We start from the raw sequence: 26,887 nt of genomic DNA on the forward strand, positions 1-26,887 counted from the left end.
CCTGCTCGGCAGCGCCTTCTATCCGGTTCTTGTCCATCGGCTCGCAGATTACGCTCTACGCTTCCTCCCCACGCTCGGTCGCCCTCACGCAGTTGCGCTTCACTTCGTTCGCGGTGATCAGCTTACGATGGGACTTGCACCCACAGGAGTGCGCCCATGCTGGGCGCACAAAAAAAACCCCGAAAGCTTGGCTTTCGGGGTCTCCGGAAAATCGCGCGGCCTTGTATCGCCGCACTATCGGCTGCTTACTTCTTGTTCAGCATATGCCCGGTTTCTTCCAGGTTGATGTGCCACTGCAGCGCGTCACGCAGAACGTGCGGGGTCTGGCCGCCTTTCTCCAGGGCCGCCTCGAAGTAGGCGTTCAGGGCATCGCGGTAATCCGGGTGGGCGCAGTTGTCGATGATCGCCCGGGCCCGCTCGCGCGGCGCCAGGCCACGCAGATCGGCCAGGCCCTGCTCGGTGACCAGGATGCTGGTGTCGTGCTCGGTATGATCGACGTGACCGACCATCGGCACCACGCTGGAGATGCTGCCGCCCTTGGCGATCGACTTGGTGACGAAGATGGCCATCTGCGCGTTGCGCGCGAAGTCACCCGAACCGCCGATACCGTTCATCATCTTGGTGCCGCCAACGTGGGTGGAGTTGACGTTGCCATAGATATCGAACTCGAGCGCGGTGTTGATGCCGATGACACCGATACGACGCACGACTTCCGGATGGTTGGAGATTTCCTGGGGTCGCAGGACCAGCTTGTCCTTGTATTTCTCCAGGTTACCGAACACGCGATCATTGATGCGCTCGGACAGGGTGATCGAGCAGCCGGAAGCGAAACGCAGCTTGCCTGCCTCGATCAGTTCGAAGGTGGAATCCTGCAACACCTCGGAATACTGCACGAGGTCCTCGAACGGCGAATTGATCAGGCCGGAGGTCACGGCATTGGCGATGTTGCCGATACCGACCTGCAGCGGCGCCAGGTTGTTGCTCAGGCGGCCTGCGGCCACTTCGCGCTTGAAGAACTCGATCAGGTGGTCGGCGATGGCCTGGGTTTCCTCGTCCGGCGGCGTGACGGTTGAATAGGAGTCAGGCTGCTCGGTGATGACGATGGCGGCAATACGGGCCGGATCGACCGGGATCGCGGTAACGCCGATGCGGTCGCTGGCATTCAGTAGCGGGATCGGCTTGCGATTCGGACGCTCCTCGGGGATATAGATGTCGTGCAAGCCTTCGAGATTGAGGTTGTGCGCCAGGTTCAGCTCGACGATCACCTTGTCGGCGAACAGCGCCAGGTTGGCCGAGTTGCCCACGGAGGTGGTCGGTACGATATGCCCCTGTTCGGTGATGGCGACCGCTTCGACGATGGTCACCTCGGGCTTCTTGATCTGTTGGCTGCGCATCTGCTCGACGGTGTGCGACAGGTGCTGGTCGGTGAACATCACCTGCCCGGCGTTGATCGCCTTGCGCAAGGTGGCATCGGCCTGGAACGGGGAGCGGCGGGCCAGCAGGCCGGCTTCGGCCATCAGCTTGTCCAGATCGTTACCAAGGCTGGCGCCGGTGACCAGGCTGATCTTCAGGGTCTCCTGCTTGGCACGCTCGACCAGCGCCAGCGGCACCGCCTTGGCCTCACCGGCGCGGGTAAAGCCGCTCATGCCGACAGTCATGCCGTCTTGGATGAAGGAAGCAGCCTCCTGGGCGCTCATGACTTTGCTTTGCAGAGAGGTCAAGCGAATACGATCTGAATACATGTAAGCCTCAAGCCACAGGGTGAGTCGGAGGCCGGAGTTTATTACATGGCAAACCGCCGGAGTATCTACGAAAGTCGTATTGGCATGAAGAGAAAGGTGGATATCACAAGCACGGGCGACCGGACATGAGTCCGGTCGCCGCAGTCGCTCAAGCGCTCCGGTAGCGCTCCAGCCAGTGCGCATAGGGAGCGGGAAGCACCCAGGAAGGACGCTCGACGCCCAGTTCGCAGGCCGCCAGGTAAGCCCAATGCGGATCGGCCAGGTGCGCCTTGCCGACCAGTACCTGATCCAGTTGGCCATTCTTCACCGCCAACTCGGCCAACGCCGGGGTATCGATGCCCCAGGCGCTGGATACCGGCAATCCCGACTCACGGGCGACACGCTGGGCGATAGGTGCAAGAAACGCCGGAGCCCAGGGAATGTTCGCCTCGGGTGTGGAGAAACCGACGCTGACGCTGAGCAGATCCAGCCCCGCGGCCTTGAACTGGCGTGCCAGTTCGATCGACTCGGCAAGCGTCTGTTCGTCCCTGCCGTCGTACTCGATGACGCCGAAACGCGCAGTCAACGGCAAATGCTCCGGCCAGACCTCGCGCACCGCCGCCAGGGTCTCCAGCAGGAAACGACTGCGGTTCTCCAGGCTCCCGCCATAGGCATCGGTGCGCTGGTTGGAATGGGTGGAAAAGAAGCTCTGGGCCAGATAGCCATGGGCGAAATGCAGCTCCAGCCACTCGAACCCCGCCTCCAGTGCCCGCTTGGCCGCCGCGACGAAGTCGCCACGAATCCGGGCGATCTCCTCCAGGTCCAGGGCTTTGGGCACCTGCGGCAGGTTGGCGCCGAAAGCGACAGCCGAAGGCGCCAATGTCTGCCAGCCACGCTGATCGCCTTCGGCGATATGGTCATCACCTTCCCAGGGCAAATTGGCGCTGGCCTTGCGCCCGGCATGAGCGATCTGGATACCCGGCACGGAGCCGGCCGCCTTGATCGCCTCGACCACCGGGACGAATGCCTGGGCCTGCTCATCCGTCCACAGGCCGGCACAGGCTGGCGTGATACGGCCTTCCGGCGATACCGCGGTCGCTTCGACCACCACCAGGCCGGCGCCGCCACGCGCCAGGGAAGCATAATGAACCTTGTGCCAGTCGTTGATGATGCCATCCACCGCCTGGTACTGGCACATGGGCGGAACGGCGATACGATTGCGCAGGGTGAGCCCCTTGAGCGTCAAGGGCGAGAACAGAGCAGACATGGCGAATCCCCTTCGATTGGTCAATTACCTAAATTCGATAATATTCGAACTTACGCTTCCTGGCAAAGCCCATGTATGATTACCGCCATGCGCCCCTTCAAGCACCCATCAGCCAAAGACTTCACACTCGAACGCATCTTCCATGCCTTGAGTGATCCGGTACGCCTGGAAATTATCCGCCACCTGGCCAGGGTCAGCGAGGCGACCTGTGGCGAGCTCGATGGCGGACGCCCCAAATCGAGCATGTCGCATCACTTCCGGGTATTGCGCGACGCCGGCCTGGTCCAGACCAGCCACGCCGGCACCACCCATATCAACAGATTGCGCCGGGAGGAGCTGGACGCCCGCTTCCCCGGGTTGATGGCCGCCGTACTCGAACAGTGCTAGCAGCAGCGGCAAGCGGCAAGCGGCAAGCGGCAAGCGGCAAGAAAGAGTATGGCGGCGAGCCCTCCCCCGCCACGCGTCGTGCCATGCATTGCCGGCAATTCTGCTTCTTCAGTGGCTTGCGGTATTGCCGGCCTCAGGCCAGGGCGGCTTCGATCGCCTGGATCAGCACCGGATCGTCGGGAGTGGTTCGTGGAGAAAAGCGCGCCAGTACCCGCCCATCGCTACCCACCAGGAATTTCTCGAAATTCCAGGTGATGTCACCGGGAAAGTCCGCCCCTTCGCCCGCCAGCAGGCGGTAGAGCTGGTGACGCTGCGGGCCATTGACATCCAGCTTGGAGGTCAGCGGAAAGCTCACTCCATAATTGCTGCTGCAGAATGAGCGAATTTCTTCATCGGTTCCGGGTTCCTGGGCCGCGAACTGGTTGCAAGGCACTCCAAGCACACTGAAGCCGCGTTCCCGGTATTCCTGATAGAGGCGCTCCAGGCCCGCATATTGCGGCGTCAGGCCACACTGCGAAGCCACATTGACGACCAGCGTCAGCGGATTGGTGAAAAGCGCCGGCAGAGGCTCACCCGCCAACCCGGACAGATTCAAATCGTGGAATGCACTCATCGCTTACTTCTCCAGAAGGTAGAAAACGCCCCGGCCGAACCGGGGCGCTTTCAACAACCAAAGCACACGCTGACACGAAACACCCCGCCCGCGGCCTCACCACGGGCACAAGCTTCGCCGCGCTGGCCATCACCGGTATCAGTGGTGATGGCCACCCTCGCCATGGATGTGACCATGAGCGACTTCCTCTTCGCTGGCCTCACGAACTTCGACGATCCTGACCTCGAAGTTCAGGCGCTGGCCTGCCAGCGGATGATTGCCATCGACGATGACATCGTCACCCTCGATGTCGCGAATGGTCACGATCTGCATGCCGCCATCCGGCGCCGATGCATGAAACTGCATACCAACCGCCAGTTCATCGACACCTTCGAACATGGAACGGTTCAATGTGGCGACCAGTTCGGCACTGTATTCGCCATAGGCGTCGGCGGGCTCGATGGCGACCTTGACCTCGTCGCCTGCCTGCTTGCCTTCGAGAGCACGCTCCAGACCGACGATGATGTTGCCTGCGCCATGCAGGTAGACCAGCGGCGCACCGCCAGCGGAGCTGTCGATAACCTCACCCGAATCACTGGTGAGTGTGTAGTCGATGGAGACAGCCTTGTTGGCGGCGATCAGCATGGGGCGAAACCTTTTCATATGAGGGAATGAGTGCGGCAGTCTAACCGCCAGCCAGCGCGATTGCGAACAAGGCGGGGAAAAATCGGACCGGTAGACGGAAATCCGACACATTGGTAGTCCATGCTTTTTGTAGGCCGAATACAACCTTCGGATGGCATCCCTTTTTAGCGACATGTGCAAGAATTCGGGACGTAAGTTTCCTTTGGCGCATTTTCCAATAATCAAACAGCATTCCAAGGAGCACCGATGCCGGCTCGTAATATCCTGGTGATCAACTGTGGCAGCTCATCGATCAAGTTCGCTCTGGTCAACGAGGAGCAGGCCGCTTTCCCCCTGCAAGGCCTCGCTGAACGCCTGGGCAGCCCTGAAGCGGTGCTGCACTGGCAGTTGGGCGAAGCCAAGGAAAGCCTGGACATTCCGCATGCCGATCATCGCGCGGCCCTGGAGCGCCTGCTGCCATTGGCACAAGAAGCGGCCGGCGGGCACCTGGACGGTATCGGCCACCGGGTGGTGCACGGTGGCGAGCACTTCACCGGCTCCACGCTGATCGACGACGCAGTGCTCGACGCCGTACGCACGGCCGCACAACTGGCGCCCCTGCACAACCCGGCCAACCTGACCGGCATCGAAGCCGCCATGGCACTGTTCCCCGGCCTGCCGCAGGTCAGCGTATTCGATACCGCCTTCCACCAGACCATGCCGGAATATGCCTACCGCTACGCCGTTCCCGAGTTCCTCTACAGGGAACATGGTGTACGCCGCTATGGCTTCCATGGCACCAGCCACCTGTATGTCAGCAAGCGCGCCGCGGAGCTTACGGGCCTGCCGGTGAACGATAGCTGCTGGCTGACAGCCCACCTGGGCAACGGCAGCTCCACCTGTGCCATCGTCAATGGCGAAAGCCGCGATACCAGCATGGGCCTGACACCGCTGGAAGGCCTGGCAATGGGCACCCGCAGCGGCGATGTCGACCCGAACCTGCATAACTACCTGGCCCGCAACCTGGGCTGGACGCTGGACCAGGTCGATCGCATGCTCAACCATGAAAGCGGCCTGAAAGGTCTCTCCGGCCTGTCCAACGACATGCGCACCCTCTACGAAGCGCGCATTGCCGGGCATGCTGGCGCCAGCCTGGCCTTCGAAGTCTTCTGCTATCGTCTCGCCAAGTCCCTGGCCGGCATGGCCTGTGCCCTGCCGCGCCTGGACGGCCTGGTCTTCACCGGCGGCATCGGCGAAAACTCTTCGGCCATCCGCGCCCGGACACTGGAGCATCTGAAACTGTTCAACTTCAAACTCGACGACGAAGCCAATGCCCGCTGCATCCGTGGCGTCGCTGGCGAGATCCAGGCCACCGGCAGTCCGCGCGTCATGGTGGTGCCGACCAACGAGGAACGCCAGATCGCCATCGACACACTGACCCTGCTCGACGCCTGAGGCTACACAATGAACAGGACCCGATCGTCGCGCACGTCGGGTCTTTCGCTTTTCACCACCACGCCGCCCACGATCCCGCGAGCTGGAGCCATTTCCAACACCACCCGGCCACCATGCGACAGATCGTGTTGCCCCGGCACAAGGAGAGTCCATGCACACCCTGTTCCTCGCACCCGCCGGCTCTGGCGGCGGTCTCAACTCCGTCAGCCTCGGCCTGATCCGTGCCCTGGAAAACGCCGGCCTGGCGGTCGGCTTCTTCAAGCCCATCGCCCAGCCCTTCCCCAGCGACCAAGGGCTGGAACGCTCCTGTATCCTGGCTGAGCGCACGCTGAAACAGACACCGCCGGCACCGATCCCGCTCGAGCAGGTGGAACGCCAACTGGCCAGCGACGAACTCGACCTGCTGCTCGAAGACGTCGTCAGCCGCTACCAGCAGGTTGCCAGCGGCAAGGATGTGGTGATCGTGGAAGGCATGGTGCCCACTCGCACGTCCGACTACACCGCCCGCGTCAACAGCCGGATCGCCAAGAGCCTGGACGCCGAAGTCATCCTGGTCGCGGCCCAGGGCAGCGATACGCTCAAGCAACTGGCCGAGCGCATCGAGATCCAGGCTCGCCTGTTCGGCGGCATCCAGGCACCCCATGTACTGGGCGTGATCCTCAACAAGGTCAAGAGCGAGGATGGCGGCCCCGCCTTCGTCGAGCGCCTCAAGGCCCACCTGCCCGCACTCGGCGGCAACGACTTCCAGTTGCTGGGCAGCATTCCGTTCGAGCAGGATCTCAATGCCCTGCGTACCCTCGATGTCGCGCAACTACTGGATGCCGAGGTGATCAACAGCGGCGAGGCCGAGCAGCGGCGCGTCAACAAGATCGTGCTCTGCGCCCGCACCGTACCCAACACCGTGCAACTGCTGCAGCCCGGCGTGCTGGTGGTGACACCCGGCGACCGCGACGACATCATCCTGGCCGCCAGCCTGGCTTCGCTCAATGGCGTGAAACTCGCCGGCCTGCTGCTATGCAGCGATTTCGACCCTGACCCACGCATCATAGAACTGTGCAAGGCGGCGCTGGACGGCGGCCTGCCGGTATTCAGCGTGCCGACCGGCTCCTACGACACCGCCACCAACCTGTTCGGCCTGAACAAGGAAACCCCGTCCGACGATATCGAGCGCGCCACCCGCGTCACCGAATACATCGCCGGCCACCTGCAAGCGGAATTCCTGCGCGATCGCTTCAGCGTGCCACGCGGCGAACTGCGCCTGTCGCCGCCGGCCTTCCGCTACCAGTTGGTCAAGCGCGCCCAGGAAGCCAACAAGCGCGTCGTGCTGCCGGAAGGCAACGAGCCGCGCACCATCCGCGCCGCCGCCATCTGCCAGCAGCGCGGCATCGCCCGTTGCGTACTGCTGGCCAAGCCGGAGGAAGTCCGCTCGATCGCCACCGCACAAGGCATCAACCTGCCCGAAGGGCTGGAGATTCTCGACCCGGAGCAGATTCGCCAGAACTACATCGCGCCCTTGGTCGAAATGCGCAAGAGCAAGGGCCTGACTCCGGAAATGGCCGACGAACAGCTCAAGGACACCGTGGTGCTGGGCACCATGATGCTGGCGCTGGACGAAGTCGATGGCCTGGTTTCCGGCGCGGTGCACACCACCGCCAACACCATCCGCCCGGCCCTGCAACTGATCAAGACCGCACCGGGCTACAACCTGGTGTCCTCGGTGTTCTTCATGCTGCTGCCGGACCAGGTACTGGTCTACGGCGACTGCGCGGTCAACCCCAACCCGAGCGCCACCGAACTGGCGGAAATCGCCCTGCAGAGCGCCGAGTCCGCCGTGGCCCTGGGCGTGCACCCGCGCGTGGCGATGATCAGCTACTCCACCGGGGACTCCGGCAGCGGCGCGGAAGTGGACAAGGTCCGCGAAGCCACCCGCCTGGCCCGCGAGCGCTCGCCCGGCCTGCCGATCGACGGCCCACTGCAATACGACGCCGCCTCCGTGGCCAGCGTCGGCAAGCAGAAGGCGCCAAACAGCCTGGTCGCCGGCCAGGCCACGGTGTTCGTCTTCCCCGACCTGAATACCGGCAACACCACCTACAAGGCGGTACAGCGCAGCGCCAACGTGATCAGCGTCGGCCCGATGCTGCAAGGCCTGCGCAAGCCGGTCAACGACCTGTCGCGCGGTGCCCTGGTGGACGATATCGTCTTCACCATCGCCCTGACCGCCCTGCAGGCGGCCAATCAGAAGGAAGACTGAAGCAGAGCTGCAAGCTGCAAGCTGCAAGAGAAGCATCTGGGGCTCCTACGAGGGCGACAACCCCTGGCTGGCTGCAGCTTGTGGCTTATGGCTTGTAGCTCCTGGGCACCCTCGCCGTGACCTTGGTCAGCAACTCGTAGCCGATAGTGCCGCAGGCAGCCGCCAGTTCGTCGATACTCACCAGCTCGCCCCACAGCTCCACCTCGTCGCCCAGTGAAGCCTCTGGCAGATCGGTCAGGTCCACCGCCAGCATGTCCATGGACACCCGGCCGGCCAGTGGTACACGCTGCCCCCTGATCGCCAGCGGCGTTCCCGAAGGCGCGGTGCGCGGATAGCCATCGGCATAACCGCAACTGACCGTACCGATGCGCGAAGGCCGCTCGGCGACCCAGTTGGCGCCATAGCCGACCGCTTCCCCCGCAGCCAGATCGCGCATGGCGATCAGCCGTCCAGCCAGGCGCATGACCGGCTTAAGCCCCAGCTCTTGCGCACTCAGTTCGGCGAACGGCGAGGCGCCGTAGAGCATGATGCCAGGGCGCACCCAATCCATATGCGTGGCTGGCAAGGTCAGTACGGCGGCGGAGTTGGCCAGGGTACGGTTATCGAAAGGCAGGTCGAGCAGACTGGAGTAGCGCTGCAATTGCGCCTCGATCGACGGATGACCACGCTCGTCGGCGCAGGCGAAGTGACTGATCAGGTTCAGCTCCGCGACATTCGCCGCCACACGCAGGCGGGCATGGCAATCACGCAATGCTTCGGCAGTGAAGCCCAGGCGGTGCATACCGGAATCCAGCTTGAGCCAGACATTCAGCGGACGCTCCAAACGCGCTTCGAGCAGTAGTGCGGCCTGCGCCTCATCCTGCACCACCACATCCAGCCCGGATTGCGCCGCCTCCTGGTACTCCTGCGCGTCGAAACAGCCCTCCAGCAACAGCAAGCGGGCCGCGGCAACCACCTGGCGCACCTCGCGCGCCTCTTCGATACAGGCCACGGCAAAGCCATCGGCCAGCTCAGCGAGCGCCTGTGCCGCCTGTGGCGCGCCATGCCCATAGGCATTGGCCTTGACCACGGCAAAGGCATGGCGGCCCGGGGTACTACGTTTGGCGAGAAGATAATTGTGACGCAACGCGGCCAGATCGACCGTTGCAACGAGGGGACGCATGGAAGAAATCCTTGAAAACGACAGGAGCCCGAATCTTACTCCGAGAACCACTGGCCGCAACCCGTCGCCAGGGTGATTTGGAAAGACGGACAGGGGGTAAAAAGCAGCCATGAGCTTCAAGCTTCAAGCCGTTACAGGGTGCACCTACGTGGATTCAGCTTGCCACTGCTCGTTATCTATTCATCGTCGAACTGGTAGCTGCCCGGCGCCAGGTTCTCGAAACGCGAATACTTGCCGAGGAAGGCCAGACGCGTGGTGCCGATGGGGCCGTTACGCTGCTTGCCGATGATGATCTCGGCAACGCCCTTGTATTCGGTTTCCGGATGATAGACCTCGTCCCGGTAGACGAACATGATGATATCCGCATCCTGTTCGATGGCCCCGGACTCGCGCAGGTCGGAGTTGACCGGGCGCTTGTTGGGCCGCTGCTCCAGCGAGCGGTTGAGCTGTGACAGGGCGATCACCGGGCAGTTGAACTCCTTGGCCAGCCCCTTGAGCGAGCGCGATATCTCGGAAATCTCGTTGACCCGGCTATCGCCACTGGAACCAGGGATCTGCATCAGTTGCAGGTAGTCGACCATGATCATGCCGATCTCGCCATGCTCGCGCGCCAGGCGCCGGGTACGCGCCCGCATCTCGGAAGGCGAGATGCCCGCCGTATCGTCGATGAACAGCTTGCGGTCGTTGAGCAGGTTGACCGCCGAGGTCAGGCGCGGCCAGTCATCGTCATCCAGCTTGCCGGTACGCACCTTGGTCTGATCGATCCGCCCCAGGGACGCGAGCATACGGATCACGATGGAGTCGGCAGGCATTTCCAGCGAGTACACCAGGATCGCCTTGTCCGAACGCAGCACCGCGTTTTCCACCAGGTTCATGGCGAAGGTGGTCTTGCCCATCGAGGGACGGCCCGCGACGATGATCAGGTCGGCGGCCTGTAACCCACTGGTGGCCTCGTCCAGATCGGTGAAGCCGGTGGAAAGCCCGGTGATCGCCTCGCCAGCGTTGAACAACGAGTCGATGCGGTCGATGGCCTTGACCAGAATGTCGTTGATACCAACCGGGCCACCGGTCTTCGGGCGTGACTCGGCGATCTGGAAGATCAGCCGTTCGGCCTCGTCGAGAACTTCATCGCCAGTCCGGCCCTGTGGGGCATAGGCGCTGTCGGCGATCTCGTTGCTGATACCGATCAGCTTGCGCAGCGTCGCCCGCTCGCGAATGATCTGCGCATAGGCCTTGATATTGGCCACCGAGGGCGTGTTCTTCGCCAGTTCGCCCAGGTAGGCCAGCCCGCCGACTTGCGGCAGATGCCCTTCCTTGTCCAGTTGCTCGGACAGCGTCACCACATCGAAGGGGGCGTTGCGCTCGGCCAGGACATGGATGGCGCGAAAGATCAGCCGATGGTCATGGCGATAGAAGTCACCATCGGACACCTGGTCGAGCACGCGCTCCCAGGCATTGTTGTCCAGCATCAAGCCACCAAGCACTGCCTGCTCGGCCTCGATGGAGTGAGGCGGTACCTTGAGCGCCGCCGTTTCCAGGTCGTACTGCTGGGGAAGACTGATGTCGTTCATGGTACTCGTATCCAGAAAAACAAAAGGCACGTCCCGCAAGGCGGAAACGTGCCCGATGTTATCCGTCTGGCACCCAGGGTGCCAGACGTCGCAGGCATCAGCCGGCGATGACGATCAGCCGAACGCTGGCTTCAACGTCAGTGTGCAGGTGCACAGCCACATCGTACTCACCAACCTGACGGATGGTGCCGTTGGGCAGACGCACTTCGCTCTTGGCAATCTCGACACCGGACGCAGTCAGCGCATCGGCGATGTCGTGGGTGCCGATGGAACCGAACAGCTTGCCCTCATCGCCCGCGGTAGCGGTGATGGTGACTTCCAGCTCGGCCAGTTGAGCGGCACGGGCTTCGGCGGACGCCTTCTTCTCGGCGGCAGCTTTTTCCAGCTCGGCGCGGCGGGCTTCGAACTCGGCGATGTTGGCCGGGGTCGCAGCAGTCGCTTTGCGTTGCGGCAGCAGATAGTTACGGCCGTAACCGGCCTTGACGCTCACTTTATCGCCCAGGTTGCCCAGGTTGGCGATCTTTTCCAGCAGGATGACTTCCATTTGAGTCTTACCTCTTAACTTTTAACCTTCACCGTCAGACCCCGCTCCCTCTTTACGAGAGGCGCGGCCACGAAAATCAAACAGACTGTCGACAACGGCCATAACGGCCAGCAGTGGATAGACCAGTTGCATGAACACCACCAGGCTGACATACAGCCCCACAAGCCAGAACCGCTGAATGCGCTTCTGCGCCACCAGGCCATGCACCAACGCCAGGCCCGCAAAGGCCAGCGGCACACTGCACAGCGGCGTCAACGCTGCCAGATGCACATCGAGGCTCGGCCCCAACAGCATCCCCAGCAGCAACAGCATGGCGGGCAGCGCCCGGAAACGCAGCGTGCGAAACTCCGACCCGAAACCACCCGGGTTGTACAGCAGCGCCTGCCAGTAACGCGCAAGCATCAGGCTGAGCAGGGTCAGCGCCTGCAACAACGCCGCCAGCAGTCCGGTCAACACCGGTACCAGCAGGGCCTCCAACTGTCCCCTTTCCTCATCGGAAAGCTGCTGATACGCCTGCGAAAGCGCATCGGGCAGGGCCTTCTGCACCTCACCGGCCAATGCCGCGATCGGCCCGCCGAACACTTGCAGCAGTACCCAGGTATACAGCAACCCGAGCCCTATGCTGTACAGCATCACGCGGGACCAGGGCGCCTGGTTGCGCAACTGCATCGCCAGCGCCAACGAACCCAGCATGACCAGCAGGGTGCGCGGATCGCCGAAGTACAACCAGGCCAGGGCCGGCAACAGCGCCCAGACCAGGATGCCCAGCGCATCGCTCAAGCCACGCCGCAGCAGCACCAGGCTGCCGGCGGCCGCGCTCAACCAGAACATGAACGGTAATACCGCCGCGCCGACCACTACCAGAGTGGCCTGCAGGCGACCGCGCATGATGAACTCGGCCAAGGCGCGCATGCGATCTATCCTTTACCTCTGTCGACCAGGCCGATCAACGGCCGTGGCTGTCGGTGTAGGGCAGCAGGGCCAGGTAGCGGGCACGCTTGATGGCAGTCGCCAGCTGACGCTGGTAACGGGCCTTGGTGCCAGTGATACGGCTAGGAACGATCTTGCCGGTTTCGGAGATGTAGGCTTTGAGCGTGTTCAGATCTTTGAAGTCGATCTCTTTCACGTCTTCAGCGGTGAAACGGCAGAACTTACGACGACGGAAAAAACGTGCCATGGTCAGGCTCCTCAATAAACCCTTGGATTACTCGTCAGCGTTGTTGTCGCTGTCACTTTCGGCGTCGTTATCGGCGCCATCGGTGCTGTCAGGACGGTCACGACGCTCACGGCGCTCGCTACGGTTTTCTTCAGCCTTGAGCATTTCGGACTGCTCGGTCACGGCTTCGTCGCGACGGATGACCAGGCTGCGGATGACCGCGTCGTTGTAGCGGAAGTTGTCTTCCAGCTCGGCCAGGGCCTTGGCGCTGGCTTCAACGTTGAACAGGATGTAGTGAGCCTTGTGGACGTTGTTGATGGCATAGGCCAGCTGACGACGCCCCCAGTCTTCCAGGCGATGGATCTTGCCACCGTCTTCTTCGATCAGCTTGGTGTAACGCTCCACCATGCCGCCAACCTGCTCGCTCTGGTCCGGGTGAACCAGGAAGATGATTTCGTAATGACGCATAACTGCTCCTTACGGGTTGCAGCCTGCCGACAGTGCGGTCAGGCAAGGAGTGAATGATGTGTTGACTTGCTTTCGGAGAGGCGCGCGACAACCTGCCTTCCGGGCAAGGGGCGGTATTCTATGGGCGTTAGTGCCTCACCGCAAGCGGTGTTGAGAGTTATTCGGCGCGATCACGACAAGCGCTCCGAAAAGAGCGCTGGAAAGCTGGAGGCCGAACCGGCAAGCGTGGGGCGCTTCGCTCTTCGCACAGCCCCAGCGCCCTCTTCGCCCCTCTTCACGCGCCGGCCTGGATGGTATCGAGCAACGTGCGGACCTGATGGATATCGTAGGGTTTGACCATGGTGCGCACGCCCTCCAGGCCCTCATGATCGATATCGACCAGGCTCCCCGAGGCGATGACCAGCGTCAGACGCTGCCCCTGGCGCCGTACCTCCCGCACCAGATCGAGCCCACTCATGCCGGCCAGGCCGACATCCGTCAGCAACACATCGAAGGGCTGCCGGCTCAACTGCTCCAGCGCCTCCTCGGCGGACTCGCTCAGACAAACCTCATGCCCGAGCTCCGTCATCACTTCCCCCGCCAGCATGCGCAGCGTGGGATCATCCTCGACGAACAGTATGCGTAACGACGACAGCGGCCCACACTCGTCTGCCGGGCACACCGGCTGAGCTATCGCCCGGGCCTGGGCCACGCCCTGGCGCACATCGCGCAGCAGATCGGCGGCGGCATCGACCGCCGAGCCGGCCTGGGACAATCGCCGCCGGGTCGAGTCATCGGCGGACAGGCTGCGCATCAGCAACTGGAGGTTACCGCCGATGACCTGCAACAGGTTATTGAGCTCATGCGCGACGCCCGCCAGCGTCTTCCCCGATGGAATGAAGTGCTTGTCCAGGGTTTGCAGCAAGGTTTCGACCCGGCCATGCCGATCGAAGATCGGTACATGGCTGAATCCATCGCCCACCGAGGTATCCGGCATGCGCTCCGCCAGGGCCCGCTCACAGGAAGCGAGCAGACCGGCAAGCCTTCCCGGCTCGCAACGCAGCGCGCCAGCAGATAGCACATCGCGCAAGGCCCGGCCGCGAATCTGCGGCAGAGACTGGCCGACCAATGCCAGATAGGCCGGATTGGCATCGATGACGAGCAGATGGGTATCAAGTAGAGCACAAGGATGTGTAGAGGCACGGAACGCCCCCTCGTAATTGGCTTCCTGCAACATACAACCTCCATGATCGAGAGACTGCGCCACATTCACCCCTTGTGTGTACGTGTACGCTGGCGCAAGGCTTCGAACAGACACACTCCGGTCGCGACGGAAACATTGAGACTGCTGACGCTACCGCGCATGGGCAAGCGTACCAGGTAGTCGCAATGCTCCCTGGTCAGACGCCGCATACCCTTGCCCTCGGCGCCCATGACCAGCACCGTCGGCCCGGTCATATCCTGCTCGTAGAGTTCCTGTTGCGCCTCGCCGGCGGTACCGACCACCCACAATCCGCGCTGCTGCAAGCGCTCCAGGCTGCGCGCCAGATTGGTCACGGCCACCAGTGGCACCACCTCTGCCGCACCGCAGGCAACCTTGCGCACGGTGGCATTGAGTGTCGCCGACTTGTCCTTGGGCACGATGACCGCCAGCGCCCCGGCCGCATCGGCGGTGCGCAGGCAGGCTCCCAGGTTATGCGGATCGGTCACGCCATCGAGCACCAGCAGCAACGGCGGCGACTCGACCCGCTCGAGCAACTCGTCCAGCATGGCTTCACTCCAGACCTGGCTGGGGCTCACCTCGGCCACGACGCCCTGATGCACGCCTTCGACCCAGGCATCCATCTCGCGCCGCTCGCATTGCCCGACGCGCACCCTGGCCTGCTCGGCCAGCGCCAGCAGGGCCTGCGCCCGCGGATCGCCACGACCCTCGGCCAGCCAGACCTGCTTGACACGCTTCGGGTGCTGGCGCAGCAGGGCCTCGACGGCATGCAGGCCGTATACTTTTTCCAGATCGCTCATTTCTTCGCCTTGCGCTTACGGGGCTTCGCAGCCTTGTCCAGCGGCGGGCTCGCAGCGGCCTTGCCCGAAGACTTGCCTGCGCGGGACTTGCCAGCAGCCTGCCCACCCTTGCTGGCAGAGCGTGCCGCATCCTGCAGCGACTTCTTGAGCTCGCGGCTCTTGCTCACATCGGTATTGCCCACCCCTGGCGCCGAAGATTTGCCGCGCGCCGGCGCACTCGTTTCGATCAGCTCGAAATCGATCTTGCGCTCATCCAGATCGACCCGCATGACCCTGACCGAGACACTGTCGCCGAGGCGGAAACTGCGGCCGCTACGCTCGCCCGAGAGGCGATGATGCAGTGGATCGAAGTGATAGTAATCGCCCGGCATGGCGGTCACGTGCACCAGCCCCTCGACGTAGATGTCGGTCAGTTCGACGAACAGCCCGAACCCGGTCACGGCGGTGATCACCCCCGGGAAGGTTTCCCCGACACGATCACTCATGAACTCGCACTTGAGCCAGTTCACCACGTCCCGCGTCGCCTCGTCGGCGCGGCGCTCGGTCATCGAACACTGCTCACCGAGCTGCTCCAGGCCTGCCTCGTCGTACGGATAGATACGCGCCTTCGGTATGCTGGGCGCGCCTTCCCGGCGTACATGGGGCGTTTCCCGGCGCGAACGGATCACGCTGCGGATGGCGCGATGCACCAGCAGGTCCGGATAGCGCCGGATCGGCGAAGTGAAATGGGTATAAGCCTCGTAGTTGAGGCCAAAGTGACCATTGTTGTCGGTGCTGTAGACCGCCTGGCTGAGCGAGCGCAGCATCACCGTCTGGATCACATGGAAATCCGCGCGCCCCTGGATCTTCTCCAGCAACGCCTGGTAATCCTTCGGCGTCGGCCCTTCCTTGCCCTTGTGCAGGGCAAGCCCCAGCTCGCCAAGGAAAGCCCGCAGCTTTTCCTGCCGCTCGAGCGGCGGACCATCATGCACGCGGTAAAGAGCCGGCAGTTCATGCGCCTGCAGGAAAGCGGCGGTGGCCACGTTGGCACAGAGCATGCACTCCTCGATCAGGCGATGCGCATCGTTGCGCAGCGTCGGCCTGATCTCAGCGATCTTGCGCCCTTCGCCGAAGATGATGCGGGTTTCCTGGGTTTCGAAGTCGATGGCGCCACGCACATGGCGCGCCTTGAGCAGCACCTTGTAGAGTGCATGCAATTGCTTGAGGTGCGGCAACACTTCGGCGTATTCGTCGCGCAAGCGCTTGCCATCCGCGGACTGCGGCTGCTCGAGCATGCTGCTGACCTTGTTGTAGGTCAGGCGGGCATGGGAGTGGATCACGGCCTCGTAGAACTGGTAGTCGGTCATCACACCCGTCTTGCTCAGGGTGACTTCGCAAACCATGGCCAGGCGATCGACATGGGGATTCAGCGAACACAGGCCGTTGGAAAGCTCCTCGGGCAACATCGGCACCACCCGCTCCGGGAAATACACGGAGTTGCCACGTGCCTCGGCTTCCTTGTCCAGCGCCGAACCCACCTTCACATAATGCGAAACATCGGCAATCGCCACGTACAGCCGGAAACCACCGGCGAACAGCTTCCAGCCGCGCACCTTCTCGCAGTACACCGCATCGTCGAAATCCCTGGCATCCTCGCCATCGATGGTGACGAACGGCAGGTGACGCAGGTCGACACGCTTGAGCTTGTCCTTTTCCGCCACCTCATCCTTGAAGCGCGCCGCCTCGCGCAGCACATCTTCCGGCCAGACATGGGGGATATCGAAACTGCGCAAGGCCACGTCGATTTCCATGCCCGGCGCCATGTAGTTGCCGATCACCTCGACGATGTCGCCCTGTGGCTGGAAGCGCTGGGTCGGCCAGTGGGTGATCTTCACCTCGACGAACTGGCCCGGCTTGGCATTCATCGAACGCCCGGGCGTGATCAGCACTTCCTGCTGAATCTTGGGATTGTCGGCCTCGACGAAACCGACGCCGCTTTCTTCCTGGTAACGCCCGACGATACTTTCGTGGGCGCGGCTGATCACCTCGACGATGGCGCCTTCGCGGCGACCACGGCGATCCAGGCCAGCCACCCGTGCCAGGCAGCGGTCGCCATCGAACACCAGGCGCATCTGCGCCGGGCTGAGAAACAGATCATCGCTGCCATCATCCGGCAGCAGGAAACCGAAACCGTCACGGTGGCCGCTGACCCGTCCGCAGACCAGGTCCAGCTTGTCCACCGGCGCATAGGTACCACGCCGGGTATAGATGATTTGCCCGTCCCGCTCCATCGCACGCAAACGGCGACGCAGCGCTTCTACGTCCTCTTCGGACGAAAGTCCGAACTCATCTTGCAACTGCTCACGGGAAGCCGGAGATCCTCTCTCGCTCAGATGCAGAAGAATCAGCTCACGGCTGGGGATGGGGTTTTCGTATTTTTCCGCCTCGCGAGCGGCCTCGGGATCGAGGGATTGCCAATCGGCCATTCAGTGATGTCACCTTTCTATACGCATACAGGACCCAATGTCTTGTATCTATTGAAGCGCGAAACGCGACCATACGGCAGCTTTAATACAAATTTTTTTTGGGGATCAGGTCTTTACAAGCCCCAACCTCGACCGTATAGTTCGCGCCCACAGCGTCCTGGAGACGTTGTAACACGGAAACGGACGAGTGACATCGTTTCCCGTGCCCAGGTGGCGGAATTGGTAGACGCGCTGGTTTCAGGTATCAGTGATCGCAAGATCGTGGAAGTTCGAGTCTTCTCCTGGGCACCAAATTCTGATGGACCGACTTGATAAATCGGTTCGTCGTCTAACGGACGCAGTGGTCCGTGTTCATTGAAAGAACGAAGCACTGTAAAAACGGCAAGTGATTGTCGTGCTGTGCCCAGGTGGCGGAATTGGTAGACGCGCTGGTTTCAGGTATCAGTGATCGCAAGATCGTGGAAGTTCGAGTCTTCTCCTGGGCACCAAATTCATGAAAAACCGAGCCAATGGCTCGGTTTTTTTTCGCCTGCTATTCTGCCCTGCCCCAAGCCATCACCCTGGCCTCTCCCGCCCTCCGGAATTCCCAAATGCTCTGGATCCCCTTCACCCTGCTCGCCGCCTTTACCCAGGCGCTGCGTAATGCCCAACAGAAAATCCTCAGCCGGGACGTGAACGCCATCGGCGTGACCCTCGCGCGCTTCATCTGGGCACTGCCCCTGGCTGGTGTCTATCTGCTGATACTGGAGCTGGCGGTGCCGACCGAAGTACCGCACTTCAGTGGCCGCTTCCTGTTCGCCGTCAGCGCCGCCGCCTTCGCGCAGATTCTCGCCACCATTCTCATGGTGCTGCTGTTCCAGCGCCGCAGCTATGCCGCCGGCGTCGGCCTGGCCAAGAGCGAGGCGCTGCTGGCGGCGATACTCGGCGCTGCCTTCTTCGGCGCCCTGCTCGGCCCGATCGGCTGGCTGGGCATCGCCATAGGCTCGGTCGCGGTGTGGCTGATGAAAGGCCGCAGCGAACCCGGCACGCTCGACTTGCCGACCCTGCTGCTCGGCCTCGGCAGCGGCCTGTGTTTCGCCCTGACCACACTCTGGGTGCGCGACGCCTGCCACCAGTTGAGCCTGCCGTTCATGCACACCGCCGCCTGGGCGCTGGTATGGACCATCGGCATCCAGGTCAGCGCCCTGACCGCCTGGCTGGCCCTGCGCGATCGCGCCACCCTGCTGCAACTGTGGCACCAGCCATCCCTGGTGTTCCGCATCAGCCTGTCCAGTTCCATCGCCTCACTGTGCTGGTTCACCGCCGTCAACCTGGAACAGGTGGCCCTGGTCAAGACCCTCGGCCAGGTCGAGGTGCTCTTCACCCTGCTGCTGTCGCAGCACTGGCTGAAAGAACAAGTCTCCCCCCGGGAAAGACTGGGACTGCTGCTGATCGTGGTCAGCGCCATTCTGGTGATATTGCCGGCACTGACGACCTGAACCAGCCCCTGGCCAGAACGAAAAAGGCCCGTATCTGTACGGGCCTTTTTCATCGCACTGTCCCGTCAGGCGAACGGATGGCGCAGCACGATGGTTTCGTTGCGATCCGGACCGGTCGAGACGATATCGATGGGCGCCCCCACCAGTTCGGCGATACGCGCGATATAGGCGCGCGCATTGGCCGGCAGTTCGTCCAGGCTGCGCGCACCGACGGTGGATTCCGACCAGCCCGGCAGGTCCTCGTAGACCGGCTGCAGGTTCTCGTAGCTCTCGGCATCGGTCGGCGCATCCACCAGGGTATTGCCCCGGGCATCCAGGTAACCGGTGCAGATGCGCACGGTTTCCAGGCCATCCAGCACATCCAGCTTGGTCAGGCAGAGGCCGGAGATGCTGTTGATCTCGATGGAGCGGCGCAGGATCACCGCGTCGAACCAGCCACAACGGCGTGCACGGCCGGTCACGCTGCCGAACTCGTGCCCCTGCTTGGCCAGGTAGGCGCCCGTCTCGTCGAACAGCTCGGTCGGGAAAGGCCCCGAGCCGACCCGGGTGGTATAGGCCTTGGTGATGCCGAGGATGTAGTCCAGGTACAACGGACCGACGCCGGAGCCGGTCGAGACGCCACCAGCCGTGGTATTGGAGCTGGTGACGAACGGGTAGGTGCCATGGTCGATGTCCAGCAGGGTGCCCTGGGCGCCTTCGAACATGATGTTCTCGCCGGCGCGGCGCAGCTCGTGCAGGCGGGTCACCACATCCAGCATCAGCGGCTCGAGGACCTTGGCGTAGGCCATGGCCTCGTCCAGGGTCTTCTGGTAGTCGACCGCAGGCTCTTTATAGAAATGCTGCAGGACGAAGTTGTGGTACTCGAGGATCTCCCGCAGCTTGCTGGCGAAACGCTCCGGATGGAACAGGTCACCGACGCGCAGGCCGCGGCGCGAAATCTTGTCTTCATAGGCCGGGCCGATGCCGCGGCCGGTGGTACCGATCTTGGCTTCGCCCCGCGCCTTCTCGCGCGCCTGGTCGAGGGCGACGTGATAAGGCAGGATCAACGGGCAGGACGGACTGATGCGCAACCGCTCGCGCACCGGCACGCCACAGGCTTCCAGTTCGCCGATTTCCTTGAGCAGGGCATCCGGCGCCACCACCACACCGTTGCCGATCAGGCATTGCGTGCCATCGCGCAGGATGCCGGACGGAATCAGGCGCAGGATGGTCTTCTTGCCATCGATGACCAGCGTATGCCCCGCATTGTGGCCACCCTGATAACGAACCACGGCGGCAGCCTGGTCCGTCAGCAGGTCGACGATCTTGCCCTTGCCCTCATCACCCCACTGGGTACCCAGGACGACGACATTCTTACCCATAACACTTTGTCCTCTTCGGCGAAGCAGATGCCGGCCAGGGCCAGCGAATTATTTTACGGTCGGAAGCTCAGGGGGCCAGTGGCACGACGCGCCAGGCACCGCCTTCATTGATCAGTTGGCGATCGCAGGCCACGCCATCCAGGGCCTGCCCTTCAAGCGCCTGGAGCACGCGCCGGCCTTCGCCACGCAGGCGGCGCACCTCGTTCCACAGCGAGGGATCGGCGTCGAAGGGTGCCCAGATGGCGAGCGAGGGCTCACCCAATTCGGCCTGGCCCAGGGTGACCAGGGTCTTCAAGTCCGTGGAAAAGCCGGTGGCCGGGCGCGCCCGGCCGAAATCGGCACCGATATCGTCATAGCGCCCGCCCTGGGCGATGGACTGGCCGACGCCCGGCACGAAAGCGGCGAACACCACCCCCGTGTGATAGTGGTAGCCACGCAGCTCGCCCAGGTCGAAATACAGCGGCAAGCGCGGGAAGCGCTGCGCCAGCGCCGCGGCGATACGCTCCAGGCTTTCCAGCGCCATCCGCACATCGTCCGGCGCCTGTGCCAGCACTTCGCGGGCGGCCTGCAACACTTCACGGCCACCACACAGCGACGCCAGTGCCTGCAACATCTTCGCCAGCGACTCCGGCAAGCCGGCCGTCAGTTCGTGCACCTCATCGACGGCCTTGCGCTGCAAGGCATCGAACAGCCGCTGCTCGACATCGCCGGACAGCCCGGCAGCCCTCGCCAAACCGCGATAGACGCCGACATGGCCGAGGTCCATGTGCACATTGGCGACCTCGGCCAGTTCCAGCATTTCCAGCAGCAGGCTGATGACCTCGATATCCGCCGAAACCCCGCCATCACCATACAACTCGGCACCCAACTGGATCGGACTGCGCGAAGTGGACAGCGCGCGCGGCCTGGCATGCAGCACACTGCCGACATAGCAGAGGCGGCTCGGTCCCTCGCGCCGCAGGGTATGGGAATCGACGCGCGCCACCTGCGGGGTGATATCGGCACGAAAACCCATCTGCCGCCCGGAAAGCGGATCGGTGATCTTGAAGGTCTTCAGGTCCAGATCCTGGCCGGCGCCGGTCAGCAGCGATTCGAGGAACTCCACATGGGGCGTGATCACCAGTTCGTAGCCCCAGCCATGGAAAAGATCCAGCACACGACGTCGCGCGGTTTCGATACGCGCCGCCTCGGGCGGCAGCACCTCCTCGATGCCATCCGGCAGTAGCCAGCGGTCTATCGTTGCCATTTCGCCTATCACCTCTTTCAGAGAGTTCCAGCCGGCAGACGAGAGCAGGAACAGCCGTCCTCCGGTCGCATGCCATCATGTTCGAACGAGCCCCGTCGACCGGCGACGGCGGCAGGCAGGGCAACCCCCTGCCAGGAGCGCGCAGACTTGAACGCGCAGACGTAAAAAAGCCGGGGCTGCCCCGGCTGCGCGGATCATAGCAATGTTTTATCGACGGGTCATCCGCCGGGCCATCGAGCCCGGCGGATGACCCGGCCAATCAGCGGGACTTCTCCAGGTAACGGAAGAATTCGCTGTCGGGATTCAGCACCAACACATCGTCCTTGTTCGCGAAGCTTTCGCGATAGGCCTGCAGGCTGCGGTAGAAGGAATAAAACTCGCTGTCCTGGCCATAGGCTGCCGCATAGATGGAGGCTGCCCTGGCATCGCCATCACCGCGCAGTTCCTCAGCTTCACGGAAAGCCTCGGCCAGCAGTACGCGGCGCTGCCGATCGGCGTCGGCGCGAATACCTTCGGCCAGCTCCTTGCCCTTGGCACGGTGCTCGCGCGCCTCGCGCTCCCGCTCGGAGCTCATGCGTTCGAACACGCTGCGGTTGACCTCGCGCGGCAGGTCGATGCCCTTGACGCGCACATCCACCACCTCGATCCCCAGCTCCTGCTGGGCCGCGCGGTTCAGCGCATTGGTCACCTGCCCCATCAGTTCGTCGCGCTGCCCGGACACCGACTCGTGCAGGGTGCGCTTACCGAACTGGTCGCGTAGCGCAGCTTCCAGGCGCCGCGACAGGCGCTCATCGGCAATCGCCTTGACGCCCGAGGTCGCGGTATAGAAGCGCTCGGCATCATCCACCCGCCATTTGGCGTAGGAATCCACCATCAGCGCTTTCTTTTCCAGCGTGAGGAAGCGGGATGTAGTCGAATCCAGTGTCATCAGGCGCGCATCGAACTTGCGCACGCTGTTCACGTACGGAATCTTCATATGCAGCCCCGGCTGCAGGTCAGGCTCGACGATCTTGCCGAAACGCAGCAGCACGGCCCGCTCGGTCTGGGAAACGATATAGAAGCTATTCCACAGGACCAGCGCCAGGATCACGCCGACGATCAGCGCAAAAAGTGACTTGTTGCTCATCAACGGCTCTCCCTGGAACGAACTTCACGCGGGTCCAGCTCCGCCGGCAGGCGCGTGGTCTGGCTCGCGGCGCCCGACGCGGTAGCCGACTGGGGCTGGGCCCCGGCAGCGCCACGGCTGTTGATCATCTTGTCCAGCGGCAGATAGAGCAGGTTGTTCTGCCCCTTGTCGCCGGTCACCAGCACCTTGCTGGTATTGCTCATGACTTCCTGCATGCTTTCCAGATACAGACGCTCACGCGTCACCTCCGGCGCCTTGTGGTATTCGGCGACCAGCTTGCTGAAGCGATCCGCCTCACCCTGGGCGCGCGAGATCACCGCATCGCGATAACCGCTGGCTTCTTCCAGCATACGCTGGGCCTGGCCGCGCGCCTCTGGAATCACGCCATTGGCGTAGGATTCGGCCTGGTTCTTCTCACGCTGCTCGTCTTCACGGGCACGGATCACATCATCGAAGGCCTCCTGCACCTCACGCGGCGCCGCAGCGCTCTGCAGGTTGACCTGGGTCACGGTGATACCGGTCCGGTAGTTGTCGAGGAAGCGCTGCAGGCGCTCCTTGACCTCGCCAGCCATGGCCTCACGCCCCTCGGTCAACACCTGGTCCATGGCGGTCGAACCGACCACATGGCGCACCGCACTGTCGGTGGCGTGCTGCAGGCTGACTTCGGGCTGGTCGACATTCAGTACGAACGCCTGCAGATCGGTGACCCGATACTGCACGGTAAGCGGCACCTCGATGATGTTCTCATCCTCGGTCAGCATCTGCCCCTGCTTGCTGTAGGAGCGCTCGCGGGTGACGTTTTCCTGGAACTTGCGGTCGATCGGCGGGAAATAGATATTCAGGCCCGGGCCAACCGTCTCGTAGTACTTGCCGAAGCGCAGCACCACGGCCTGCTCCTGCTCGTCGACGATATAGATGGCACTGGCCAGCCAGACGGCCAACAGCACCACCAGGCCGATCCAGACCAGCGCGAAGCCGCCGCGCCGGGCGCCTCCGCTGCCGCCACTTCCAGAACCACGCTTCTTGCCACCGAAGACGCCATTGAGACTGTCTTGCAGCTTGCGGAAAGCCTCGTCGAGATCCGGTGGCCCCTTCTGGTCACCACCGCCCCGACGACCGCCATTACCGCCATTGCCGCCGCCACTACCCCAGGGGTCCTGATTGTTCGAGTTGCCACCCGGCTCATTCCAAGCCATAGCGCTCTCCATTCAAATAAAGCTAAGGACGCGCCATTGCGCATCCGCCAATGCTACCGAAAGCCCGCTGTTGGCAGCAAAATTGCTGCCACAGGCTTTATTGCAAAGTGTGTTGTTCGATGAACTCGGCAGGCCGCAGCCCCTCGCGACTGACCAGACGATTGAGCTCGGCCCTGGGCATGCGCAAGGAAACCAGGCTGCCTCCATCTTCGTCATAATGCTCGTCCTGTACCGCTCCCGCCGCGAAGAATTGCGCCCGCAACCGGCCAAGCGCCTGCGGTAGCCTCAGGGTACCGATGAACAGATCATCGCCCAGGCGCTCGCCGATCGCCTGGCGCAGCAGTTCGAGCCCCAACCCTTCGCGCGCCGAAATCCATACACGCTGGGGCACACCGTCGGCATCACGCTGGATCTGCGGCTCGACGCCCTCGAGCAGGTCGACCTTGTTGTAGACCTCCAGCATGGGCAATTCCCTAGCACCGATCTCGCCGAGCACCGCCAGTACCTGCTCAATCTGCTGGTCGCGCTCCGGCTCATGGCAATCGATCACATGCAACAGCAGGTCGGCGCTGCTGGACTCCTCCAGCGTCGCCCGGAACGACTCCACCAGCTTGTGTGGCAGATGGCGGATGAAACCCACGGTATCCGCCAGGATCACCGGGCCGATATCGTCCAGCTCCAGCCTGCGCAGGGTCGGATCGAGGGTTGCGAACAACTGGTCGGCCGCATACACGCCCGACTCGGTCAAACCGTTGAACAGTGTCGACTTGCCCGCATTGGTATAACCGACCAGAGACACCTGCGGGATATCCGCCCGCCTGCGACCACGGCGTGCCTGGTCGCGCTGGCTGCGCACCTTCTCCAGGCGCTGCTTGATCTGCCGGATACGCACCCGTAGCAGCCGGCGGTCCGTCTCGAGCTGGGTTTCCCCCGGACCGCGCAGGCCGATACCGCCTTTCTGCCGTTCAAGGTGAGTCCAGCCACGGACCAGGCGAGTGCTCATATGATCGAGTTGAGCCAGTTCGACCTGCAATTTGCCTTCATGGGTACGCGCACGTTGCGCGAAAATATCCAGGATCAGGCCCGTACGATCGAGCACGCGGCATTCGAGCACCTGCTCGAGGTTACGTTCCTGGCTTGGCGTCAGGGTGTGATTGAAGATCACCAGCTCGACCGCACTCTGCTGGACCAGATCGCGCAGCTCTTCCACCTTGCCGCTGCCGATCAGGAACTTGGCTGAAGGCTGATGCCTGGATACGCTGACGAAACCAACCGTATCGGCACCTGCCGAGCGGGCCAGTTCCTGAAATTCCTGCGGGTCTTCCCGCAACGAGGGATCATGGCCATCCAGGTGAACAAGGATGGCCCGCTCCCCGCCGCCGTGGCGTTCGAAAAACAAGGAAAACTCCCTATTTAAACGTCGCCCGCCTCTGGGGATTCACCATCGCCAGTAGCTGGCAGACGCACCGGGCGTCCGGGAACGACCGTCGAGATCGCATGCTTGTAGACCATCTGACTGACAGTGTTCTTCAGCAGGATAACGAACTGGTCGAAGGACTCGATCTGGCCCTGGAGCTTGATGCCGTTGACCAGGTAGATGGAAACTGGAACGCGCTCCTTACGTAGCGTGTTGAGGTAAGGGTCTTGTAGCGAATGCCCTTTTGACATGTGCCGCACTCCTTAGAGGATCAGTTTTGATTAATTCTTGTGGGCCCGGATCGACCCGCCACAACGGAACACATTGCATTCCCGTCGGCCCATGTGCCTGAGAATAGACGCTCGGGCCGCACTATCAGCTCAATATGGAGAGTGACTGCAGGTATTTCAATGCTCGCGGCAGATTGTCATAGCGAAGGCTGTCCAGCCAGTGCATTTCACCCCAGCCCCGCAACCAAGTGAACTGGCGCTTGGCCAGTTGCCGGGTAGCCGCGACGCCCTTGCCGATCATCTCCTCCCTGCCGAAGCGACCATCCAGGTATTCCCATACCTGGCGGTAACCTACCGCTCGCATGGAGGGCAGGTCGGCACTGAGGTCGCCACGTGCACGCAAAGCTACGACCTCATCGATGAAACCCTGTTCAATCATTCGCAAAAAGCGCTGCTCGATACGGTCATGCAACAACTGTCTTTGCAGCGGAGCGATTGCCAATTGCGCGACAGTATAAGGCAAGATGCCAGGCCCCGCCCCCTCGGCAGCCGCTTTTTGCGACTCTTGGCGGCGACGCAGCTCGCTCATGCTCACTCCCGAAACCCTGTACACCTCCAGCGCCCGCAGCAGCCGCTGGGGATCGTTGCGATGGATCCGCTCCGCGGATTCCGGGTCGATCTGCCGCAGTTGCCGGTACAAAGCAGGTAACCCTTCGCGGGCGACCAGGGCCTCCAGCTCGGCACGGATAGCCGGGTCGGCCGCCGGCATATCAGCCAGGCCGTCTCGTAATGCCTTGAAATACAACATCGTTCCGCCAACCAGTAGCGGAATGCGGCCAGCCGCGCTGATTTCGGCCATGGCCCGCAATGCATCGTCGCGAAACTGCGCGGCGGAATAACTTTCGAGGGGATCGAGGATATCCACCAGGCGATGTGGAAACTCGGCCAGCACCCGAGGCTCCGGCTTCGCCGTGCCTATATCCATGCCACGGTAGACCAGCGCCGAATCGACGCTCACCAGTTCACACGGCAGGACACGCGCCAGCTCCAGCGCAAGATCGGTCTTGCCCGAGGCGGTGGGGCCCATGAGGAAAATGGCTGGAGGCAACGTGGACATGGTCAAGGCTCGGATAACCGGGCCGCGTAGTGTCCTGTGCCAGCCGCGCTGC

General features: G+C 62.8%; 24 protein-coding genes and 2 tRNA genes. 6 read left to right on the forward strand and 20 right to left on the reverse strand.

What is annotated here, in order from left to right; all coding sequences use genetic code 11:
• Positions 1-245: 245 nt before the first annotated feature.
• Entirely contained in the window at positions 246-1,742 is a 1,497-nt protein-coding gene (locus DNJ95_RS17020) for an acetyl-CoA hydrolase/transferase family protein (RefSeq protein WP_131185926.1), read from the reverse strand.
• A gap of 148 nt (positions 1,743-1,890) precedes the next feature.
• Positions 1,891-2,988 (reverse strand): NADH:flavin oxidoreductase/NADH oxidase, encoded by a 1,098-nt coding sequence (locus DNJ95_RS17025; RefSeq protein WP_131185927.1) that lies wholly within the window; start codon positions 2,986-2,988, stop codon positions 1,891-1,893.
• Between the two features lie 87 nt (positions 2,989-3,075).
• Here DNJ95_RS17025 and DNJ95_RS17030 point away from each other — a divergent pair, with 87 nt between their 5' ends.
• Positions 3,076-3,375: an ArsR/SmtB family transcription factor gene (locus DNJ95_RS17030; protein ID WP_131185928.1), complete on the forward strand. Its 300-nt coding sequence runs from the start codon at positions 3,076-3,078 to the stop codon at positions 3,373-3,375.
• A 133-nt stretch (positions 3,376-3,508) separates the two neighbouring features.
• Here DNJ95_RS17030 and DNJ95_RS17035 read toward each other — a convergent pair whose 3' ends face one another.
• Positions 3,509-3,988, reverse strand: coding sequence for a glutathione peroxidase (locus DNJ95_RS17035; protein ID WP_131185929.1), 480 nt, complete (start codon positions 3,986-3,988; stop codon positions 3,509-3,511).
• A gap of 138 nt (positions 3,989-4,126) precedes the next feature.
• On the reverse strand, positions 4,127-4,612 hold the full coding sequence (locus DNJ95_RS17040) for an FKBP-type peptidyl-prolyl cis-trans isomerase (protein WP_131185930.1): 486 nt from the start codon (positions 4,610-4,612) through the stop codon (positions 4,127-4,129).
• Between the two features lie 246 nt (positions 4,613-4,858).
• On the opposite strand from DNJ95_RS17040, the gene DNJ95_RS17045 reads away from it, so the two are divergent.
• Together DNJ95_RS17045 and pta are read left to right on the forward strand one after the other, a co-directional pair.
• Positions 4,859-6,046, forward strand: a complete 1,188-nt coding sequence (locus DNJ95_RS17045; protein WP_131185931.1) for an acetate kinase — start codon at positions 4,859-4,861, stop codon at positions 6,044-6,046.
• A gap of 151 nt (positions 6,047-6,197) precedes the next feature.
• The gene (pta, locus tag DNJ95_RS17050) at positions 6,198-8,297 is read left to right on the forward strand and encodes a phosphate acetyltransferase (protein WP_131185932.1); all 2,100 of its coding nucleotides are present in this window, start codon (positions 6,198-6,200) and stop codon (positions 8,295-8,297) included.
• A gap of 85 nt (positions 8,298-8,382) precedes the next feature.
• Here the strand turns inward: pta and alr are convergent, their stop codons facing one another.
• From alr to rnr, 9 genes are all read right to left on the reverse strand, one after another.
• A complete protein-coding gene (alr, locus tag DNJ95_RS17055) occupies positions 8,383-9,459 on the reverse strand; it encodes an alanine racemase (RefSeq protein WP_131185933.1) in 1,077 nt (358 codons plus the stop codon).
• Between the two features lie 176 nt (positions 9,460-9,635).
• Positions 9,636-11,030 (reverse strand): replicative DNA helicase, encoded by a 1,395-nt coding sequence (gene dnaB / locus DNJ95_RS17060; RefSeq protein WP_131185934.1) that lies wholly within the window; start codon positions 11,028-11,030, stop codon positions 9,636-9,638.
• 97 nt (positions 11,031-11,127) lie between these two features.
• Positions 11,128-11,574 (reverse strand): 50S ribosomal protein L9, encoded by a 447-nt coding sequence (gene rplI, locus DNJ95_RS17065; RefSeq protein WP_131185935.1) that lies wholly within the window; start codon positions 11,572-11,574, stop codon positions 11,128-11,130.
• A gap of 21 nt (positions 11,575-11,595) precedes the next feature.
• Positions 11,596-12,486: a YybS family protein gene (locus DNJ95_RS17070; RefSeq protein WP_131185936.1), complete on the reverse strand. Its 891-nt coding sequence runs from the start codon at positions 12,484-12,486 to the stop codon at positions 11,596-11,598.
• A 34-nt stretch (positions 12,487-12,520) separates the two neighbouring features.
• Positions 12,521-12,751 carry a 30S ribosomal protein S18 gene (gene rpsR, locus DNJ95_RS17075; RefSeq protein ID WP_131185937.1) on the reverse strand — a complete coding sequence of 77 codons (231 nt, stop codon included), beginning with the start codon at positions 12,749-12,751 and terminating at the stop codon, positions 12,521-12,523.
• Positions 12,752-12,778: 27 nt separating this feature from the next.
• Complete coding sequence (rpsF, locus tag DNJ95_RS17080; protein WP_131185938.1) at positions 12,779-13,198, reverse strand: 30S ribosomal protein S6; 420 nt, start codon at positions 13,196-13,198, stop codon at positions 12,779-12,781.
• A 274-nt stretch (positions 13,199-13,472) separates the two neighbouring features.
• The gene (locus DNJ95_RS19585; protein WP_131185939.1) at positions 13,473-14,414 is read right to left on the reverse strand and encodes an ATP-binding response regulator; all 942 of its coding nucleotides are present in this window, start codon (positions 14,412-14,414) and stop codon (positions 13,473-13,475) included.
• A 32-nt stretch (positions 14,415-14,446) separates the two neighbouring features.
• Complete coding sequence (gene rlmB / locus DNJ95_RS17090; protein ID WP_131185940.1) at positions 14,447-15,199, reverse strand: 23S rRNA (guanosine(2251)-2'-O)-methyltransferase RlmB; 753 nt, start codon at positions 15,197-15,199, stop codon at positions 14,447-14,449.
• Positions 15,196-17,664, reverse strand: coding sequence for a ribonuclease R (rnr, locus tag DNJ95_RS17095; RefSeq protein ID WP_131185941.1), 2,469 nt, complete (start codon positions 17,662-17,664; stop codon positions 15,196-15,198). Before rnr ends, rlmB begins: the two co-directional genes overlap by 4 nt.
• A 204-nt stretch (positions 17,665-17,868) precedes the next feature.
• Here rnr and DNJ95_RS17100 point away from each other — a divergent pair.
• The 3 genes from DNJ95_RS17100 (at position 17,869) to DNJ95_RS17110 (ending at position 19,142) form a co-directional block, all read left to right on the forward strand.
• Positions 17,869-17,955: transfer RNA gene (locus tag DNJ95_RS17100), tRNA-Leu, on the forward strand.
• A gap of 110 nt (positions 17,956-18,065) precedes the next feature.
• A tRNA-Leu gene (locus DNJ95_RS17105) sits at positions 18,066-18,152 on the forward strand.
• Between the two features lie 102 nt (positions 18,153-18,254).
• Positions 18,255-19,142, forward strand: coding sequence for an EamA family transporter (locus DNJ95_RS17110; protein ID WP_131185942.1), 888 nt, complete (start codon positions 18,255-18,257; stop codon positions 19,140-19,142).
• A gap of 65 nt (positions 19,143-19,207) precedes the next feature.
• Here the strand turns inward: DNJ95_RS17110 and DNJ95_RS17115 are convergent, their stop codons facing one another.
• From DNJ95_RS17115 to miaA, 7 genes are all read right to left on the reverse strand, one after another.
• Positions 19,208-20,503 carry an adenylosuccinate synthase gene (locus DNJ95_RS17115; RefSeq protein WP_131185943.1) on the reverse strand — a complete coding sequence of 432 codons (1,296 nt, stop codon included), beginning with the start codon at positions 20,501-20,503 and terminating at the stop codon, positions 19,208-19,210.
• A 67-nt stretch (positions 20,504-20,570) separates the two neighbouring features.
• Positions 20,571-21,749, reverse strand: a complete 1,179-nt coding sequence (locus tag DNJ95_RS17120; RefSeq protein WP_131185944.1) for an ATP phosphoribosyltransferase regulatory subunit — start codon at positions 21,747-21,749, stop codon at positions 20,571-20,573.
• Between the two features lie 259 nt (positions 21,750-22,008).
• The gene (hflC, locus tag DNJ95_RS17125; protein ID WP_131185945.1) at positions 22,009-22,875 is read right to left on the reverse strand and encodes a protease modulator HflC; all 867 of its coding nucleotides are present in this window, start codon (positions 22,873-22,875) and stop codon (positions 22,009-22,011) included.
• Positions 22,875-24,071: an FtsH protease activity modulator HflK gene (gene hflK, locus DNJ95_RS17130; RefSeq protein ID WP_131185946.1), complete on the reverse strand. Its 1,197-nt coding sequence runs from the start codon at positions 24,069-24,071 to the stop codon at positions 22,875-22,877. Before hflK ends, hflC begins: the two co-directional genes overlap by 1 nt.
• 97 nt (positions 24,072-24,168) lie before the next feature.
• Positions 24,169-25,470 (reverse strand): ribosome rescue GTPase HflX, encoded by a 1,302-nt coding sequence (gene hflX / locus DNJ95_RS17135; protein WP_131185947.1) that lies wholly within the window; start codon positions 25,468-25,470, stop codon positions 24,169-24,171.
• A 14-nt stretch (positions 25,471-25,484) separates the two neighbouring features.
• Entirely contained in the window at positions 25,485-25,739 is a 255-nt protein-coding gene (hfq, locus tag DNJ95_RS17140) for an RNA chaperone Hfq (RefSeq protein WP_131185948.1), read from the reverse strand.
• A 124-nt stretch (positions 25,740-25,863) separates the two neighbouring features.
• Positions 25,864-26,835: a tRNA (adenosine(37)-N6)-dimethylallyltransferase MiaA gene (gene miaA, locus DNJ95_RS17145; protein WP_131185949.1), complete on the reverse strand. Its 972-nt coding sequence runs from the start codon at positions 26,833-26,835 to the stop codon at positions 25,864-25,866.
• Between the last annotated feature and the right edge of the window lie 52 nt (positions 26,836-26,887).

The sequence above is a fragment of the Stutzerimonas kirkiae genome, from assembly GCF_004327335.1.
Lineage (GTDB): Bacteria > Pseudomonadota > Gammaproteobacteria > Pseudomonadales > Pseudomonadaceae > Stutzerimonas > Stutzerimonas kirkiae.

Bases quoted from the DNA above. Each gene is read 5' to 3' on its own strand.
- DNJ95_RS17020 (WP_131185926.1), bottom strand. From the start codon at position 1,742: ATGTATTCAGATCGTATTCGCTTGACCTCTCTGCAAAGCAAAGTCATG.
- DNJ95_RS17025 (WP_131185927.1), bottom strand. From the start codon at position 2,988: ATGTCTGCTCTGTTCTCGCCCTTGACGCTCAAGGGGCTCACCCTGCGC.
- DNJ95_RS17030 (WP_131185928.1), top strand. From the start codon at position 3,076: ATGCGCCCCTTCAAGCACCCATCAGCCAAAGACTTCACACTCGAACGC.
- DNJ95_RS17035 (WP_131185929.1), bottom strand. From the start codon at position 3,988: ATGAGTGCATTCCACGATTTGAATCTGTCCGGGTTGGCGGGTGAGCCT.
- DNJ95_RS17040 (WP_131185930.1), bottom strand. From the start codon at position 4,612: ATGCTGATCGCCGCCAACAAGGCTGTCTCCATCGACTACACACTCACC.
- DNJ95_RS17045 (WP_131185931.1), top strand. From the start codon at position 4,859: ATGCCGGCTCGTAATATCCTGGTGATCAACTGTGGCAGCTCATCGATC.
- pta (WP_131185932.1), top strand. From the start codon at position 6,198: ATGCACACCCTGTTCCTCGCACCCGCCGGCTCTGGCGGCGGTCTCAAC.
- alr (WP_131185933.1), bottom strand. From the start codon at position 9,459: ATGCGTCCCCTCGTTGCAACGGTCGATCTGGCCGCGTTGCGTCACAAT.
- dnaB (WP_131185934.1), bottom strand. From the start codon at position 11,030: ATGAACGACATCAGTCTTCCCCAGCAGTACGACCTGGAAACGGCGGCG.
- rplI (WP_131185935.1), bottom strand. From the start codon at position 11,574: ATGGAAGTCATCCTGCTGGAAAAGATCGCCAACCTGGGCAACCTGGGC.
- DNJ95_RS17070 (WP_131185936.1), bottom strand. From the start codon at position 12,486: ATGCGCGCCTTGGCCGAGTTCATCATGCGCGGTCGCCTGCAGGCCACT.
- rpsR (WP_131185937.1), bottom strand. From the start codon at position 12,751: ATGGCACGTTTTTTCCGTCGTCGTAAGTTCTGCCGTTTCACCGCTGAA.
- rpsF (WP_131185938.1), bottom strand. From the start codon at position 13,198: ATGCGTCATTACGAAATCATCTTCCTGGTTCACCCGGACCAGAGCGAG.
- DNJ95_RS19585 (WP_131185939.1), bottom strand. From the start codon at position 14,414: ATGTTGCAGGAAGCCAATTACGAGGGGGCGTTCCGTGCCTCTACACAT.
- rlmB (WP_131185940.1), bottom strand. From the start codon at position 15,199: ATGAGCGATCTGGAAAAAGTATACGGCCTGCATGCCGTCGAGGCCCTG.
- rnr (WP_131185941.1), bottom strand. From the start codon at position 17,664: ATGGCCGATTGGCAATCCCTCGATCCCGAGGCCGCTCGCGAGGCGGAA.
- DNJ95_RS17110 (WP_131185942.1), top strand. From the start codon at position 18,255: ATGCTCTGGATCCCCTTCACCCTGCTCGCCGCCTTTACCCAGGCGCTG.
- DNJ95_RS17115 (WP_131185943.1), bottom strand. From the start codon at position 20,503: ATGGGTAAGAATGTCGTCGTCCTGGGTACCCAGTGGGGTGATGAGGGC.
- DNJ95_RS17120 (WP_131185944.1), bottom strand. From the start codon at position 21,749: ATGGCAACGATAGACCGCTGGCTACTGCCGGATGGCATCGAGGAGGTG.
- hflC (WP_131185945.1), bottom strand. From the start codon at position 22,875: ATGAGCAACAAGTCACTTTTTGCGCTGATCGTCGGCGTGATCCTGGCG.
- hflK (WP_131185946.1), bottom strand. From the start codon at position 24,071: ATGGCTTGGAATGAGCCGGGTGGCAACTCGAACAATCAGGACCCCTGG.
- hfq (WP_131185948.1), bottom strand. From the start codon at position 25,739: ATGTCAAAAGGGCATTCGCTACAAGACCCTTACCTCAACACGCTACGT.
- miaA (WP_131185949.1), bottom strand. From the start codon at position 26,835: ATGTCCACGTTGCCTCCAGCCATTTTCCTCATGGGCCCCACCGCCTCG.